This window comes from Pseudomonas salmasensis, from assembly GCF_014268375.2.
Lineage (GTDB): Bacteria > Pseudomonadota > Gammaproteobacteria > Pseudomonadales > Pseudomonadaceae > Aquipseudomonas > Aquipseudomonas salmasensis.
Genome location: NZ_CP077083.1, coordinates 5,850,653 through 5,863,990, shown reverse-complemented (window position 1 = coordinate 5,863,990; position 13,338 = coordinate 5,850,653). Strand labels below are relative to the sequence as shown.

15 protein-coding genes and 2 pseudogenes are annotated in these 13,338 nt (G+C 51.3%); 3 read left to right on the top strand and 14 right to left on the bottom strand.

Annotated elements, in window-relative coordinates; genetic code table 11:
- The first annotated feature begins 248 nt into the window (after nt 1-248).
- A complete protein-coding gene (locus HU731_RS28670) occupies nt 249-530 on the top strand; it encodes a DUF6555 family protein (RefSeq protein ID WP_225931540.1) in 282 nt (93 codons plus the stop codon).
- Between the two features lie 35 nt (nt 531-565).
- Here HU731_RS28670 and HU731_RS26380 read toward each other — a convergent pair whose 3' ends face one another.
- The 8 genes and pseudogenes from HU731_RS26380 to HU731_RS28665 all read right to left on the bottom strand — a co-directional run bounded on the left by HU731_RS26380 (nt 566) and on the right by HU731_RS28665 (nt 4,553).
- The gene (locus HU731_RS26380; RefSeq protein WP_186606256.1) at nt 566-781 is read right to left on the bottom strand and encodes a hypothetical protein; all 216 of its coding nucleotides are present in this window, start codon (nt 779-781) and stop codon (nt 566-568) included.
- A 194-nt stretch (nt 782-975) separates the two neighbouring features.
- Nucleotides 976-1,215, bottom strand: coding sequence for a DUF2934 domain-containing protein (locus HU731_RS26375; protein ID WP_186606257.1), 240 nt, complete (start codon nt 1,213-1,215; stop codon nt 976-978).
- A 29-nt stretch (nt 1,216-1,244) separates the two neighbouring features.
- A complete protein-coding gene (locus HU731_RS26370; RefSeq protein ID WP_186606258.1) occupies nt 1,245-1,796 on the bottom strand; it encodes an ATP-dependent Clp protease proteolytic subunit in 552 nt (183 codons plus the stop codon).
- Between the two features lie 60 nt (nt 1,797-1,856).
- Nucleotides 1,857-2,135: pseudogene (locus HU731_RS26365) on the bottom strand (con-10 family general stress protein); the annotation flags it as partial.
- Nucleotides 2,136-2,472: 337 nt separating this feature from the next.
- Nucleotides 2,473-2,646, bottom strand: a complete 174-nt coding sequence (locus HU731_RS26360; RefSeq protein ID WP_027616405.1) for a con-10 family general stress protein — start codon at nt 2,644-2,646, stop codon at nt 2,473-2,475.
- Nucleotides 2,647-3,182: 536 nt separating this feature from the next.
- Nucleotides 3,183-3,425 carry a hypothetical protein gene (locus HU731_RS26355; protein WP_186606260.1) on the bottom strand — a complete coding sequence of 81 codons (243 nt, stop codon included), beginning with the start codon at nt 3,423-3,425 and terminating at the stop codon, nt 3,183-3,185.
- Nucleotides 3,422-3,721, bottom strand: coding sequence for a hypothetical protein (locus HU731_RS26350; RefSeq protein ID WP_186606261.1), 300 nt, complete (start codon nt 3,719-3,721; stop codon nt 3,422-3,424). The genes HU731_RS26355 and HU731_RS26350 overlap by 4 nt, the downstream gene beginning before the upstream one ends.
- Nucleotides 3,722-4,343: 622 nt before the next feature.
- Nucleotides 4,344-4,553 (bottom strand): annotated as a pseudogene (locus HU731_RS28665) (hypothetical protein).
- An 838-nt stretch (nt 4,554-5,391) separates the two neighbouring features.
- Here HU731_RS28665 and HU731_RS26345 point away from each other — a divergent pair.
- The gene (locus HU731_RS26345; protein WP_186606262.1) at nt 5,392-5,679 is read left to right on the top strand and encodes a helix-turn-helix domain-containing protein; all 288 of its coding nucleotides are present in this window, start codon (nt 5,392-5,394) and stop codon (nt 5,677-5,679) included.
- A 211-nt stretch (nt 5,680-5,890) separates the two neighbouring features.
- On the opposite strand, the gene HU731_RS26340 is transcribed toward HU731_RS26345, so the two are convergent.
- From HU731_RS26340 to HU731_RS26325, 4 genes are all read right to left on the bottom strand, one after another.
- Entirely contained in the window at nt 5,891-6,199 is a 309-nt protein-coding gene (locus tag HU731_RS26340; protein ID WP_186606263.1) for a hypothetical protein, read from the bottom strand.
- Nucleotides 6,200-7,606: 1,407 nt separating this feature from the next.
- Entirely contained in the window at nt 7,607-8,833 is a 1,227-nt protein-coding gene (locus HU731_RS26335) for an RHS repeat-associated core domain-containing protein (RefSeq protein WP_496198647.1), read from the bottom strand.
- Between the two features lie 217 nt (nt 8,834-9,050).
- Nucleotides 9,051-9,554, bottom strand: a complete 504-nt coding sequence (locus HU731_RS26330) for an Imm26 family immunity protein (RefSeq protein ID WP_186606266.1) — start codon at nt 9,552-9,554, stop codon at nt 9,051-9,053.
- Nucleotides 9,551-11,665 (bottom strand): RHS repeat-associated core domain-containing protein, encoded by a 2,115-nt coding sequence (locus HU731_RS26325; protein ID WP_437180726.1) that lies wholly within the window; start codon nt 11,663-11,665, stop codon nt 9,551-9,553. The genes HU731_RS26330 and HU731_RS26325 overlap by 4 nt, the downstream gene beginning before the upstream one ends.
- 3 nt (nt 11,666-11,668) lie before the next feature.
- On the opposite strand from HU731_RS26325, the gene HU731_RS28660 reads away from it, so the two are divergent.
- On the top strand, nt 11,669-11,890 hold the full coding sequence (locus tag HU731_RS28660) for a hypothetical protein (RefSeq protein ID WP_225931539.1): 222 nt from the start codon (nt 11,669-11,671) through the stop codon (nt 11,888-11,890).
- Between the two features lie 209 nt (nt 11,891-12,099).
- Here the strand turns inward: HU731_RS28660 and HU731_RS26320 are convergent, their stop codons facing one another.
- Both HU731_RS26320 and HU731_RS26315 read right to left on the bottom strand, forming a co-directional pair.
- Complete coding sequence (locus HU731_RS26320) at nt 12,100-12,900, bottom strand: hypothetical protein (RefSeq protein WP_186606267.1); 801 nt, start codon at nt 12,898-12,900, stop codon at nt 12,100-12,102.
- Between the two features lie 115 nt (nt 12,901-13,015).
- A complete protein-coding gene (locus tag HU731_RS26315) occupies nt 13,016-13,336 on the bottom strand; it encodes a hypothetical protein (RefSeq protein ID WP_202889514.1) in 321 nt (106 codons plus the stop codon).
- Nucleotides 13,337-13,338: the final 2 nt, after the last annotated feature.

Here is a 13,338-nt window from a genome sequence, read left to right as displayed (position 1 = left end):
GGCTTTATGAACTGCTCAAAAAAAGCCCGCACGGAGTACGGGCAAGACAGGAGTTTTACCAGAGCCTGGAGGGAACAGGCTCAATAGTAAGAAGCGATAAAGCGATAACGGTTTGGTTTTTTTTAGAAGGCGCCGACGAATGGTCATATCCCGATAGTGCCGCAAGTTGGCGCAACTAAAAATACACATCAAGAGGGAAAATCTGAACCTTCGCGCTGCTCCAATAACAAAAATCAGAAGGAGGGCATATGAAAAATTCTTTATATATTATCGAGTACGAATACCATCATAAGCCGAGATCTTTGATTATAAGAGCGGATGTAATGAACAATGCAGAGGCGTGGCATTGGGCATCTTGCGATGCTGGGATCGGTATAATTCCTCGGTCACGCCATGAAAAGATCAAACGGGTCAGCAGACCCCTTGCAGAACGCTACGGCTTGGAGAGCGTCAGGTGGCGTTCTTCTGAAAGTTTCCATTTATTGCGCAGCCCTATGTGCCACCGCCCCCTGAATGAGTGTAACTTTTAACAAATACGCAAATTTGAATAGGGTGTTGGTTTGAGTCAAGCCTTATTGTTTTTTCGACGTTCCTGCAGCATGCATAACTTGAGGGCGCTGCGTTGAAGTGCATCCATCATCAAGTCCGCCAGATACAGTTGCCTGCATTGCGGGCAGAGCATCTCGGCGGCGGTGGACACCAGATAGGAAGGTTCGTCCGTCGTCGGCTCGAAGGGCTGTTTACATTGGGCGCACTGGCCGTTCGCTTGTAGACCAGACATCTTCGATTCCTCCCTAAATTAAAAGCTCACTCACGATTCATGATGAGGTGAATGATTCAACAAAAAAAAGGAGGAGTTCAAACAAGCGATTAATTGATATTAAAGTGCCAATATTCGAGTTTCAAAGGGAAGGCGTGCGCATGACTGTCGGCAGGTGTCACGACAGACGCGTCCGCACGCCTGATCTGGCCCGCTCAGGTTTCGAGCTTTTTGCTGCGTGCTTTTCGCGTTGTGGAGGAGGGTGCCGCCTGGCGCTTTGATTGGACCGGTGCAGGCTGCGTAACACGGCTTTCGATCGTGCCCGAAGAGCTATCTATTTGCCTGGGCGTCAGTTCGTCTCTGGCTTGCAGCCAATGCAAAAAATCCTGACCGTCAGGCTTACCTTGTTGTTCCCAAATACGGTAGGCGGTGAGTCGAATCGTTTCTTCGTCCATCGTGGTGCTCCTGTTCCAGTTTAAAAACGCTAGGAGTGAATGAAGCTGCTTACAAACTCAGCCTTGATGACCGGTAGTTCGATCCCATGGATCAAGCCGGCTGTCATGGCTTGTTGCGGGTCGAGAATGCGCGGCGCCGCGATCAGGTACTTTTCTGTTTCGAGTTTTTCCCTTGCATCCCGGGTACGCTCTTCGACGATGCGCGCATACAGCTGCAAGTCGTAGTCAAGGCTCATGGCGTATTCGGACATGCGCGAATGGTCGACGGCGCCTTGCACATGCCAATGAAACGGATGAAACAGAAATTTACTGTGCTTGCACGCCGTCCTACGCTCACCGGCCAGAAAGATGATATTGCCCATCGACTCCACGGTGCCCAGATTGTGGGTGTGCACCGAGATCGGCAGCGCCAGCAGGAAGTTGTACATGGTAAAACCGTAGCTGCATTCGCCGCCCATAGTGGCGATGTTCACTACCAGGCCCGAAGCTTCTTGCTGAACGGCCAATGAGGCTTTTTCGATAAGTTGGCTGCAGGTAGAGGCGGTGACCGGCCCGGTAAAGTTAATGACGTGTAAAGGCATGGTGTCCTCCGTCCATCAAGGCGGGGGAGCACGGCTCCCCCTGAATCAAGCACATTAACTGTTGCGTCCGCCACCATGGCTGTTCTGGCCGCCTTTACGACCAGCTTCCGCGGCTTTCTCACGGTCGTTGGCAAAGTTGCCGCCACTGTTCTGGCCGCCTTTGCTACCGGCCTCGGCGGCGCGCTCGGGATCATTTTTGAAATTGCCGCCGCTGTTTTGGCCACCCTTGCTTCCGATCTCTTGATAGAACTCTTTGTCATGGGAAGCCGAAGTTGCATCGCCGCCTTTTTTACCGGCTTCGTTGACGCTCATTTGATTTTGCTTGTCGTTAGTAGTCATTTCAGTAATCTCGTCGTTATGTCGTTGATATATCTTTCATCTCGATCTACATCTACAGGCACCTAAATACTGATGGTCGCTCAGGTTATAAATGCCTTTCGCACAGCGGTAGTGTTTGCGACGCATAGACAGTCGCTTCAGCCAGTTCCACGACGCGCTGATGTTCGTAACACGGCAATGTGTTCGCGCGTTGGCTTGCCTCCGCGTCAGTTCGCACTTGCATGCTCGGCTGGTGAGGCAAAACGCTTCGCTGATAGTCTGGTGATGCTCGCATGCTTAGTTCTCCTTTGCTATTAACAGAAGGGGCAGCATTGCTGCCCTCTTGTGACCACGCTTACTACTTGCGGCCGCCGCCATGGCTATTCTGGCCACCTTTACGGCCAGCTTCCGAAGCCTTTTCGCGGTCATTGGCAAAGTTGCCGCCAGATGCCTGGCCGCCTTTCTTTCCCGCCTCGGAGGCTTTTTCGTGATCGTTGGCGAAATTACCTGGGTTTTTATTACTGGTCGTCATAATGTTACTCCAACTGTAATTTAGGTTTCGCTTACGCCCGTTTATTGCAACGGACATAGTTTCCGATAAGGGCGACCGTCTAAATGTTTCGAGATTTTTTAAAAAAGGACGATGAACGGTCTTTGGTTGAAAAAAACTTGTACAGATGCGCGGTGTTCGCGCCGCTTCGTATAAGTTTTTACTTTAGGTGGGGCGGGAGTGATATTAAATTAATAGCAATGGTTGCCGCTTCGCTTAGTGTCGAAAATGCTTTAAATTGAGGGCTCTTGTAGGGATCGACTACGGAACATACATCACGGAGTTTTAGACGCTTTATGCCAAATATATAGGTATGAAACAGACTGATCGTAAGGCGGGGCTGGCCAGGAAAACGAAGGTTGGCAAATGACCAGAAGCTCGCACCAACCCCTCGAACCGCCAATAATGGATTTGATTAAAGAGTAACGCCCCGTCAGCTCATTTACCCGCCGACGGGCAGCATTCCGCCAGCGCGTGTTGAGCTCTTTTCAGCGGCCCGATACTGTCCATGACGATGATCAATCGGCACCTACCAAGGCACGGCTGCGGCCAACCTGTTTTTGCAGGCAACGCTGACCCAGATTTTCGGCAAGCGAGGTTTCGGCCAAAATCGCCTCTTCACGAAGTGCTGTCTCCAGCGCCTCCAAATGCCGCGCAAGTATTTTTACCGATCCGCTCAAATTGGCGGGATCGAAAGGAATTTTACCATTAGCAATCAGAACCATCGCCAGGTCCCAGGCGCGCTGAGAATTTTTCATCATGCAATCTCCTTTTCGCGGCTGGCAGCTTTTCCACCGTCGGCGACCACGCTTACGGTGGGCAATGGATAATGCTTGTTGAGCACGCCAAGATGGTCAATCGCTTCACGGAAAAGCGCTTCGGCTTTGCCGCGAAGGCGCAGATATTCATCAAACATTTCGCTATCGAAATCAGACTGCTCCAGCAGGTCGAATGCGCTGCGGCTTAGGGCATTGGCCTCGTTGAAAAGCTTCTGATTCTGCTCCATGGCCAACTGGCGGCAGGCCATCATTTTTGCGTCGATGTCGTTGTGTTGCATGGCTTGAATCCTTCATCAGCAGGTCTCTGTATAACTGTGTGACCCGCTTGCAAAGCCCGTGTATCAAAATGGATTTCTCTGAAATATCGATTAATTCAACGATAAATTTCGCCTGAAATTATCGTCTTTTTAGATGGGGCTACCCGTTAAAAATCTAACCCCGTCACTGCATCCAATGACCTCTAACGGCATCCGTCAGATGTCCAGTACCGAAGGCTCTTGCGCAATGGCTCTTCTGATGATTGGTCGTCCATCAGCAGAACCCGCGAAGCAAAAAAGTCTAAGACCCGAGAATCATCAGCCCGGCGAGCTGCAGCAAGACGACAAGGTGCCCCGCGTACTGATCAGCGATTAGAGGATATGAGCAAAAATGAGCTTATGGAACGAGCTCGTAAACACCGAATAGCCGAGCGTTCAACTATGCGTAAGAGAGAACTGATCGAGGCGCGGAATGATGTGAGTTGAGGACGTACTACAGTAGATTCGATCTGCCGCTCGACGGTGCAGTCCAAGCGTAGGTTGGAGACGTCTACGGTGCAGGCCCAGTCATCCACCGGATTTTGTTGAAAATTCTACCCGCGGAGGCATTAAGTGGCATCTCGCATGCGCCCCCCAGATTAGGTCACTCTGGCGCCCTCAGCACCGCGAGCGTCATTAGATGAACTCTTCGTTTTTGCTGATTGTGTCTAGTGCACCGCGAACATTTGCGGCGACGTCAGCAGATCCGCGATGCTCGACCCAAGGGTGTTAGCTCCATGATGGCAGCTTCGAGGGCGAGTTGGTTTTGATTGATCTTGAAAAGCAGGGAAGGGAGCAGGTCTGAGTTCATCATTGGTTATTCTCCATGTGACGACAGCGTAGTAGTGGGGAAATTTTCGATGACCATTTGTCTAAACGTCAATTCGCCCCTGCTTTCCTAGATGCCAGGGGAGCGACGTGCCGTTATGCATCAGTGTCCAGTGAGAGATCATGAGCGCTCCGTGCTTTTCGTTTCGTGATGGTTCACGGAACGCAAGAGCTGGGTGGCAGCCACTCCCGTGTGATGATTTTTCGTCCGGTCGTCTATACGTAGAATCCAATAGCCTTGCCTAGAATTACCCCTTTTTCGCTCTTGAAACACGACCAAAACAAGTCCAGGATTGAGTCTTTTCCTGCTCCGGCAAGAAAAGAAATCCCTTAGATTTCAATGGGTCTGACGCCAGATGCGAGTCTCGTTTCCCGCTCCAAACGTTAAAGAGAAAGCCACTCAATTGAGTGGCTTTTTTTTGCCTGTGATTTACGGAATAGACGCTTAGGCGTCTTTTTTGTGTGCAAAACCTTGGGCGCCCAGGGTGATCCTGTAAGACTCAAATTCGTATTGATATCGGATTCGCTCAGTTCACCTGTCGCCAAGCCAGCTACTGTTTGTTCATCCTCCCGGCGTACATAGACCTTTGGTCATGCGTCACTTCTGGTACCGATAATCCTGAGTCACGGTGATTTACAGGCAGTGGACTTGCCCCATGTCCTGGCAAATGCTTGAAGGCTTCTCTGCGTGATGCGCCCCCCAATGCTCACCCGAAGAAGCTATGCAACATGGGAATTGGACCCCATGAACGCGGTGTTTATACTCAGTGAACCTGCATTGTGAAAGAGGCAAAAAACACATGGAGCTACACAAGGAGCAAGGAATGGTCTACGGCCAAGAGAAAGAAGCGCGCACAGGGCGACGATCAACGATGCTTCGCGCTGCCAGCGCGGAATGTTCCGGCGTGCGTCTGCGGGTAGTGTTGTCGGAGTGCAAGATCGCGCCAATGGATTTCGCGCTATTTCTGAAGATCAGCCCCCAGCGGCTGACCAATTGGTTTTCACGCGGCATCCCACACTCGCAGCTCGATAGGATCGCAGGACTGTTGAGCGTTAATGCACAGTGGCTGGAAACAGGGGCTGGGGAAAAATTCCCGGCGACGAGCGAGTAGTGAAGCCCTGCGGGAGCACATGGCAGAGAGCCCTCGGCAGGCAGGGGCTCAAGGTCTGTAACAGCAGAATTCCCCAACCGCAGGGCGGGCGTCCCTTGGGATGACGGAAGAATGAAGGTACGACGCGGCCGATGCGCCGTTGACGCACTGCGGTCTTTGACTAGGGCTTGGCGGCGGGTGTCTGTCAAACCGCATCAGGCACATGCCGGCTTTATGGCCGGTAGTCAGTACTCATCCAGCAGAAACACCGCCGTAAGGTTCCGGTCCGCTTGCGTGAAGACACAGAGGTCCAACCCGTCACTGATGGCATAAACGGCGACAGCAGGTAACCGCCAAGTTCCAGAGCCGCGTCGTTGTAGCGCCGATGCTCTGCGCGCACATCGCCCCAGTCGCCGCAGATGTGCCGGCGTACGTAGAGAAGTGGGTCGAGCAGATCCTGTCGGATCAGGGCGTCGACACAGCGGGAGATGGTCAGGCCACCGAAGGGGAATCGAGGCTGCAAGGTGACGAAAGCGGGCATGGGGATATACAGATCCTCCATAGCGATGGGGCTTCGTACTCTAGCAAGGTAGACCGTTTAAACGACGAGGTCGCGGTCACATCGCGCACGTGGTGGCGTTGCGTGTGGGGTCGGCAGGCGTGCGTTGGTTTGGTAGGAAAGTTCCATGGGGGCCGGCTCTTGGCAACGTGTCCAACCCCGCAGGTACTTCATCGTTCGCTGACCCATGACTGTGTCACTTGTTACGGGTGAGGGCGTTCGGCCCCGCTGGTTTCCTTGACCGCATACAACAGGCAGCGTACCGCTTCACGATCCTCATCCGACAATGAGCGGTAGTAGTGGACCAGGCGCTCTTCCTCTCGGTTGAGCTGTCGGGGCCGGAGGGCTGTACCAAGGGCGGTACGCAATGAGGGGAAAAGCGAAGTATTTTGCATAATCCAAGTTCTTCATGAGATGAATGGAAACGTGGGCTTCTTGCCCAGAACAACTGAATACATAACGTTTATTTTAGAAAAGGGCTCGTCATTTTTCGTGACTGCTGAGTTTTTCAGAAGGGGCTGTCGGAAGGGCTTGGCAACGACGTAGGAGCGATCTTTCGAGGCGGGCTGGATTGAGGTCCAATTGAGCGGGGAAACCGCCAAACTGCATCAATCGTTCGGTTGCCGGAGGGAAGGCGTAAGCCTGTCAAAAACGGGGCGTCTCCTTGACGGTGCAAGCCAAACTCAGAAAATCGTATGGCCGGAAATGACAAAAATTGCCTTGTCGATTTTCCGTGGTTATGGATCTATGTTGTTTGTATCATTGAAGCATCCCAGTGGATGTGGTCTCCAATAGTTATTTTGGATAAATTTCCATCGTCGTCATAACTGAAATCGTAGTTGATTTGTTTGAACCAGCTTGTTGCAAACATTTGGCTGTTAGATATCTTGTTGTTGGTTAGCTTGTCTACTCTGACAAACCAGTCGTATGGAGGAGTGATGGATATATAATAAATGTACTCATCTCTTTGGAGTGAGTGACAAATAGATGTCAATCTATTTTTCTGAGGGTGGGATGTGTATATGTGCGCAGCTAAAATAAAGTTTCCGTCAATTATTCTGGCTTTTTCTCCGAATGTTTGAAGGTCTTTGTGAGGCCTGCTCAGTGATAGTATTAACTTTCCATTAGAGTCTAACCCATACGATACTAGATTTTTGGAATCGCTGTTTGACTTTGTGACTGTATTCAGTGTTCGTCCGTTCGTTTTGATGATGGATGGTACGAGCCACTCATAGGGAATAATGTCCTTAGTAATTCCGATCGAGAATTCCCATGTGTGGATCTTGGATTTACAAAGGTTGTAAGTTTCTAAAATACTTTTCGAGTGCGAACTGAAATTTTTTTGTAGTTCATTGATTTCATTCTTTATGATTTGATCTGTAAGGATGTTCATTTTCCACCACATGCTTGGAAGGTTTTTTTCCAGGCCCCGCTTTCCATTCTTGCGGTAATGTCCGAAAGGATTTTGAGGGAGCTTAAGCCTTTTCTTTTCGCATTTCTCAATATTTTATATATGAGTTTGTCATTAAATTTACCGTGGATATGTGTCCCCGCGTGATAGTTACCCATCTTTTTCGCAGCATCCTTTCCGGGGTGCCCAGGTTGCGCAACTTGGTTAGGGTGGGTTCCCCAAAGCCTTGCGCCATTTTGTGCCACGTCAGGAGTCGCTCCATCACCAGCTAAAATTGCTCGAGAGCCTTTGCTGTAAATGTCATTTTGATTTTCTTTGACTGCATGGTGCGGGGTTTGTCCCGGAGAAAGTGGGCGACCTTCTTCGGTCATGTTAATTCCTAGGTCCTTGGCTGTTAACCCCCATGGATCGACCCAAGTCAATGGATTGGGTGCATATAGATAAGTATTAATTCCTCCGACTAGACCTATAGGATCAACTTGTGTAAACTTCCCCACCTCCGCATCATAAAACCTGAACGTGTTGTAGTGCAGCCCGGTTTCGCGGTCAAGGTACTGCCCCTGAAAGCGCAGGTTCTGCTCGCGCCTGATCCTTTGATCGTGCCACTCGTCCCGACTCTTGCCCCAGCCCTCGTACTCACTGTGCCACACGCTCAGGCCGGCCTCGTCAGTGAGCTGTTCCGGCAACCCGGCGAGGTTGGTGTGGAAGTAAAAAAAATCTTCGCTACCCGGCGTGCCATCGATCCGCGCCAGCGGTTCATAGCTGTCGGGATCGGCATACACGTACAGGCTGCCGAAGCCGTGCTCCACCTCCTGCAACAGCCGCAGCCCCTGCCACACAAACTGCACATCGCTCTGTGGCTGTTCGTTGTCATTGCGGTACACCCGTTTACCGATGCGCCGCCCCAGTGGGTCGTAGCGATATTCGCTGCGTAATCGTTGCCAGCCTTGATCCTGCTCGACGCAGACCAGGCGTTGTTCGGCGTCGTAGCGAAAGCGTTGCACGGTGTGGCTGCCGATACGTTTTTCGCTCAGGCGCCCGAAGCGGTCATAACGGTAGCGTTTGTCCTCGAACACGTGCAGGCGGTTGTGCTTGACGTAGCCACCCATGCGGCCAGTGGGCAGTAGGTTGGCAGCGGCGTCGTAGTTGTAGGTTTCGCGGTGCCGTTCCGGGTTGTGCGGGGTGCTGTGGCGATGGTCGCGCAGGCGCTCGGTGGCGTCGTAGCTGTAGTGCTCGTTGCCTTCGACACTTTTGCCATGGCTCTGGCCGAGGAAGCGCCCGAGCAGGCCGTCGTCCGGTAGTGGTTGGCGTGGATCGCTGCCGCCACGACGCTGGGTCGCGTCCGAGTTCGTACTGTTTGACCATCGTGGCCCCCTACCTTTAATGGGGGCGGACTTTACTAAGCCCCAACGCTTGCTGGGTTCAAATGAGTTTTAGATGATTTCGCACAGAACCTAGAATTAGCTTGATGTCGTGATCTCCTAGCGGGTTTAGGCGAGGATATTTTCGTATGTCAGCTTCTGATGCTATCGTTTCGTTGTCAAAAATATCTATTTTTTTGCATGAGCCTTCTAGTCCGTATACAAAATAAATATTGCTCATGTTAACTGGTTTGTAGTTTTCATTATGTCCGATAATTCTCCAGTCGCTATCGTTTTCAATTTTTTTATCGAAAAGAGAGTATGAGTCAATCAGCTGCACGGGCAGTAATGTGTCGGCCTCCTTCAAATGCGATTCGTCAATGTTTGGCGTTGGCAAAAATATATTGAAGAATTCGGCAGTATGACCGCCCAGTATTTTTGATATGATTCTGCCAAAAGCATATCTATTGTTGTTTATTTTAAGGCAAAAGATATCCCCAGGTTTAATGAAGCGAAGCATGGTTCGAGGCTTCTTATCCCAGTTCCAGATTTTAAAGTTGCTCACCCGCACCTCCTGCTCTGTGATTTTAAGTTGTTTAATTTTGTTTTTAGTTTTTCATAAGCTGCTTTAAAATATGCAGCTCTTGAATCGGTTCGCGTGTGATTGAAAGAGTTGTATTTATTTCCTCGATTTTTTGCGGATATTGGTTCGCCAATGATTCCTTTTTTTGTTTCGTACTTTTCGATGTAGTACTGTTCATGGCCCCGAGCCTGTCCGTAGGTGAGGTTCCTATCAATAGGCTCAATTCTTGTGCCAGGAGTCATTCGTTGGGTGTCTCTATGCTCGGCGGCCCGTCTGTCCATATCATTAGTAATTCCAACATAATATGGTTTCGTAAATCGTGGATCTCCGTCATATAGTCCGTATACGGTGTAGTTTGGAGCGTCGACAGCAACTAGCCCTAGCGGATCAGTCCAGCCTGTGGGGTTCGGTGCGTATTGATAGAGATTCAGCCCACCCAACAACCCAATCGGATCCGGCTGTGTAAACCTCCCCACCTCCGCATCATAAAACCTAAAGGTGTTGTAGTGCAGCCCGGTTTCGCGGTCAAGGTACTGCCCCTGAAAGCGCAGGTTCTGCTCGCGCCTGATCCGTTGATCGTGCCACTCGTCCCGACTCTTGCCCCAGCCCTCGTACTCACTGTGCCACAAGCTCAGGCCGGCCTCGTCGGTCAGTTGTTCTGGCAACCCGACGAGGTTGGTGTGGAAGTAGAAGATCTCTTCACTGCCCGGCTGACCATCAATCCGTGCCAACGGCTCATAGCTGTCGGGATCGGCATACACGTACAGGCTGCCGAAGCCGTGCTCCACCTCCTGCAACAGCCGCAGCCCCTGCCACACAAACTGCACATCGCTCTGTGGCTGTTCGTTGTCATTGCGGTACACCCGTTTACCGATGCGCCGCCCCAGTGGGTCGTAGCGATATTCGCTGCGTAATCGTTGCCAGCCTTGATCCTGCTCGACGCAGACCAGGCGTTGTTCGGCGTCGTAGCGAAAGCGTTGCACGGTGTGGCTGCCGATACGTTTTTCGCTCAGGCGCCCGAAGCGGTCATAACGGTAGCGTTTGTCCTCGAACACGTGCAGGCGGTTGTGCTTGACGTAGCCACCCATGCGGCCAGTGGGCAGTAGGTTGGCAGCGGCGTCGTAGTTGTAGGTTTCGCGGTGCCGTTCCGGGTTGTGCGGGGTGCTGTGGCGATGGTCGCGCAGGCGCTCGGTGGCGTCGTAGCTGTAGTGCTCGTTGCCTTCGACACTTTTGCCATGGCTCTGGCCGAGGAAGCGCCCGAGCAGGCCGTCGTCCGGCAGCGGTTGGCGTGGATCGCTGCCGCCACGACGCTGGGTCTGGGTCAGGTGCTTGATGATCAGGTTGTCGCTGGCGTCATACTGGTAGCGCTTTTGCAGCAGTGGGAGTGTTTCCCGGGAGGCATGGCGGTAGTGCAGGGCTTTCTGGCTGAGCCGGCCGCATCGGTCGTAGCGGGTACGGGTCAGCAGGCTGCCTTGGGTGCGCAGCACTTCGTCGTGCAGTTGGTCGCGTTCGAAGTCGCAGACCACCCGGCCATTGAGGTTGAGCTGGTGGAGGTGGCCGCTGCCGTAATACAGGTGATTGAGTTGGCGTTGGTCGGGTAGGGTCAGGGTTTCCAGATTGCCCAGGGCGTCGTACGCGTATTGCAGGTCACCGGCATCACTGCTTTCGCTGAGCACCTGGCCAAGGGCGTCGTAGCGGAATTTCAGTTGCTGCTGTTCGCCGTTGTGCGCTTTAAAAGTGATCGCCAGCAGATTGTCAGCAGTGTCGTAGGCATAGTCGGTGATGCCGTCGTCGGTGGTTTTGCGCAGCAAGCGACCCACCGCATCGCGTGTGAAGCGATGCCGGATCGGCGCATCGGATTCGCTCGGTGGCGGGCCGTCCTCGTAACTGTTGCGTGGTTCCGGCGCAGGCGTGGGATGAGCGTCGGTACCGGTGACGTCGTCCACGGCGTTGTAGTGATAAACGCGGTAGCTATCGTCCAGATCGATCTGGGTGGTCAAACGATCCAGCACATCCCACTCGAAGCGGTAGGCCTCGTTATTCTCGTTGCTCAGCTGTTGCAGGCGCCCGTAGGCGTCATAGCTGAAACGCACCTTATGCCCCAGCGCATCGATACGCTGCTGGATCCGCCCGCTCGGATCGTAGTGGTACTGCGTGCGCAGGTTGGCCGGGTCGATGTAGTCGGTGAGCTGGCCGGCGAGGTTGCGCTGGTAGCGGTCGATGCGCCCGTCGGGGCGCTCGCTTTCGATCAGGTGTCCGCGAGTTGGGTGGCTTCGCCGCGGGCATTGGAGCAGTCGCGGTACAGCAGCTGCCTGTAGCGAATGAGATCACATATCGAGTTTTCCTTTGGTCAGGGGGGCGAGCGCCTGTTGGTATTCTGAAAACCAGAACTCCATTGCATGCAAATTTATACCATGCTCTCCCGTCCAAAAATCGATGGGGTATTCCCAGTATGATTTATGTGATTTGGATGGGCGCGAAGTGGACGGGTGGAAATTATAAATGTATCCCGTGTGTTGTGGCGTTTCTAAAACTCCCGCATATCCAAGTGTTTCAAGTAAACCTCTAATTTCATTTTTTTTATATTTATTTTTTTTAAGGATGAAAGTCTATCTGCAAGGCTAGTGGGGGTTTCTTGAGGGGGAGACTTGAAGATCTCGGTCATGATGCTCGCAAATTTTTCGTATGATGATTGTTTTGCGTGATGTTGGTGATTATGTTGCTCAAGGTAGAAGGCTAAATGCGCAGGTGTCAAAATTTGTATAGAGTCATAGGTGTATCTAATGGAATTGACAAAAGTCAAGTCAATTGTTTGCTCTAAAAATCCGCCGCAAATGGTGCAGCAAACGTCGGATCCTGTGAAGTCGTGTGGTGGAAAGTTTTGCGCTACTGCAAAAGCTGAGAAAGCGGCTCTGTAGTTCGATACGGATTCTTGAATGCCATAGATAAAGTCATTTACTATTGTATTTTTTTGGGCTTTCTTAAATTCGGCGAGCAGCCAAAATATGCTCTCATCGTGCGTGATGGTTCTAGTTTCGAATATTAGCTTGTTTTGCGAGAGCGTGGTAATAGTCTCCGAGCTATTTTGGCCATCGTCCGGGACGTAAGACTTTAGTGCTTTAATTACTTTGGGATGCATAGGCTTCATTGTTATGTTATTTTCCACAGATCGTAGGTGCGGGCGTCTTTTTTGGAGGAGTGTATGGTTTACTTTCAATTGGAGAAAATAGACTTGGTTTAATGATTCCCTTGCTTTGAAGGTATGCCCTTGCTTGTGCCAAAAAGGCTTGGCGTTTTGGATTTTTGTCAGAAATTCCGGGGTCAACATTTCCTCATACTTTTCCAGTTTTTCTTCCGAGCACGTTTTTTCTCTAGAACCGATATCTTCAATGCCCCGAGCAATTGTTCGATCGGTGCCTGATAGGAGCAGGTGATGATTTTCGTTATTCGTTATTTAACATTATTCTCTTCAGACCGGCAGAGAGAATTTTTGTGTTGCTCGCATCTCCGCCACGATCTATAAAAGCAGACCATTTGGGGAAAAATTGATCGAGCAAAGAGTTTCCCATATCGGATAGGTCAGAACGACGGAGGACTAGGTCAGATTTCAAAGATCCATCTTCATTGAATGGATCACTTTTAATGAGTTCATTATCTTTGAGGAACCGCATTAGGACCTCTGTCATTTCTGTAACCTCTGCACGGTAGGTCAAATTCTTGCTTCTTTTTAGCATTGATTGATAGTTATATTGCAGCATGTCCATGT

Excerpts from the sequence above, each read along its gene's own strand:
- HU731_RS28670 (WP_225931540.1), top strand. The coding sequence starts at position 249 with ATGAAAAATTCTTTATATATTATCGAGTACGAATACCATCATAAGCCG.
- HU731_RS26380 (WP_186606256.1), bottom strand. The coding sequence starts at position 781 with ATGTCTGGTCTACAAGCGAACGGCCAGTGCGCCCAATGTAAACAGCCC.
- HU731_RS26375 (WP_186606257.1), bottom strand. The coding sequence starts at position 1,215 with ATGGACGAAGAAACGATTCGACTCACCGCCTACCGTATTTGGGAACAA.
- HU731_RS26370 (WP_186606258.1), bottom strand. The coding sequence starts at position 1,796 with ATGCCTTTACACGTCATTAACTTTACCGGGCCGGTCACCGCCTCTACC.
- HU731_RS26360 (WP_027616405.1), bottom strand. The coding sequence starts at position 2,646 with ATGACGACCAGTAATAAAAACCCAGGTAATTTCGCCAACGATCACGAA.
- HU731_RS26355 (WP_186606260.1), bottom strand. The coding sequence starts at position 3,425 with ATGATGAAAAATTCTCAGCGCGCCTGGGACCTGGCGATGGTTCTGATT.
- HU731_RS26350 (WP_186606261.1), bottom strand. The coding sequence starts at position 3,721 with ATGCAACACAACGACATCGACGCAAAAATGATGGCCTGCCGCCAGTTG.
- HU731_RS26345 (WP_186606262.1), top strand. The coding sequence starts at position 5,392 with ATGGTCTACGGCCAAGAGAAAGAAGCGCGCACAGGGCGACGATCAACG.
- HU731_RS26340 (WP_186606263.1), bottom strand. The coding sequence starts at position 6,199 with ATGCCCGCTTTCGTCACCTTGCAGCCTCGATTCCCCTTCGGTGGCCTG.
- HU731_RS28660 (WP_225931539.1), top strand. The coding sequence starts at position 11,669 with ATGCCCCAGCGCATCGATACGCTGCTGGATCCGCCCGCTCGGATCGTA.
- HU731_RS26320 (WP_186606267.1), bottom strand. The coding sequence starts at position 12,900 with ATGTTGACCCCGGAATTTCTGACAAAAATCCAAAACGCCAAGCCTTTT.
- HU731_RS26315 (WP_202889514.1), bottom strand. The coding sequence starts at position 13,336 with ATGGACATGCTGCAATATAACTATCAATCAATGCTAAAAAGAAGCAAG.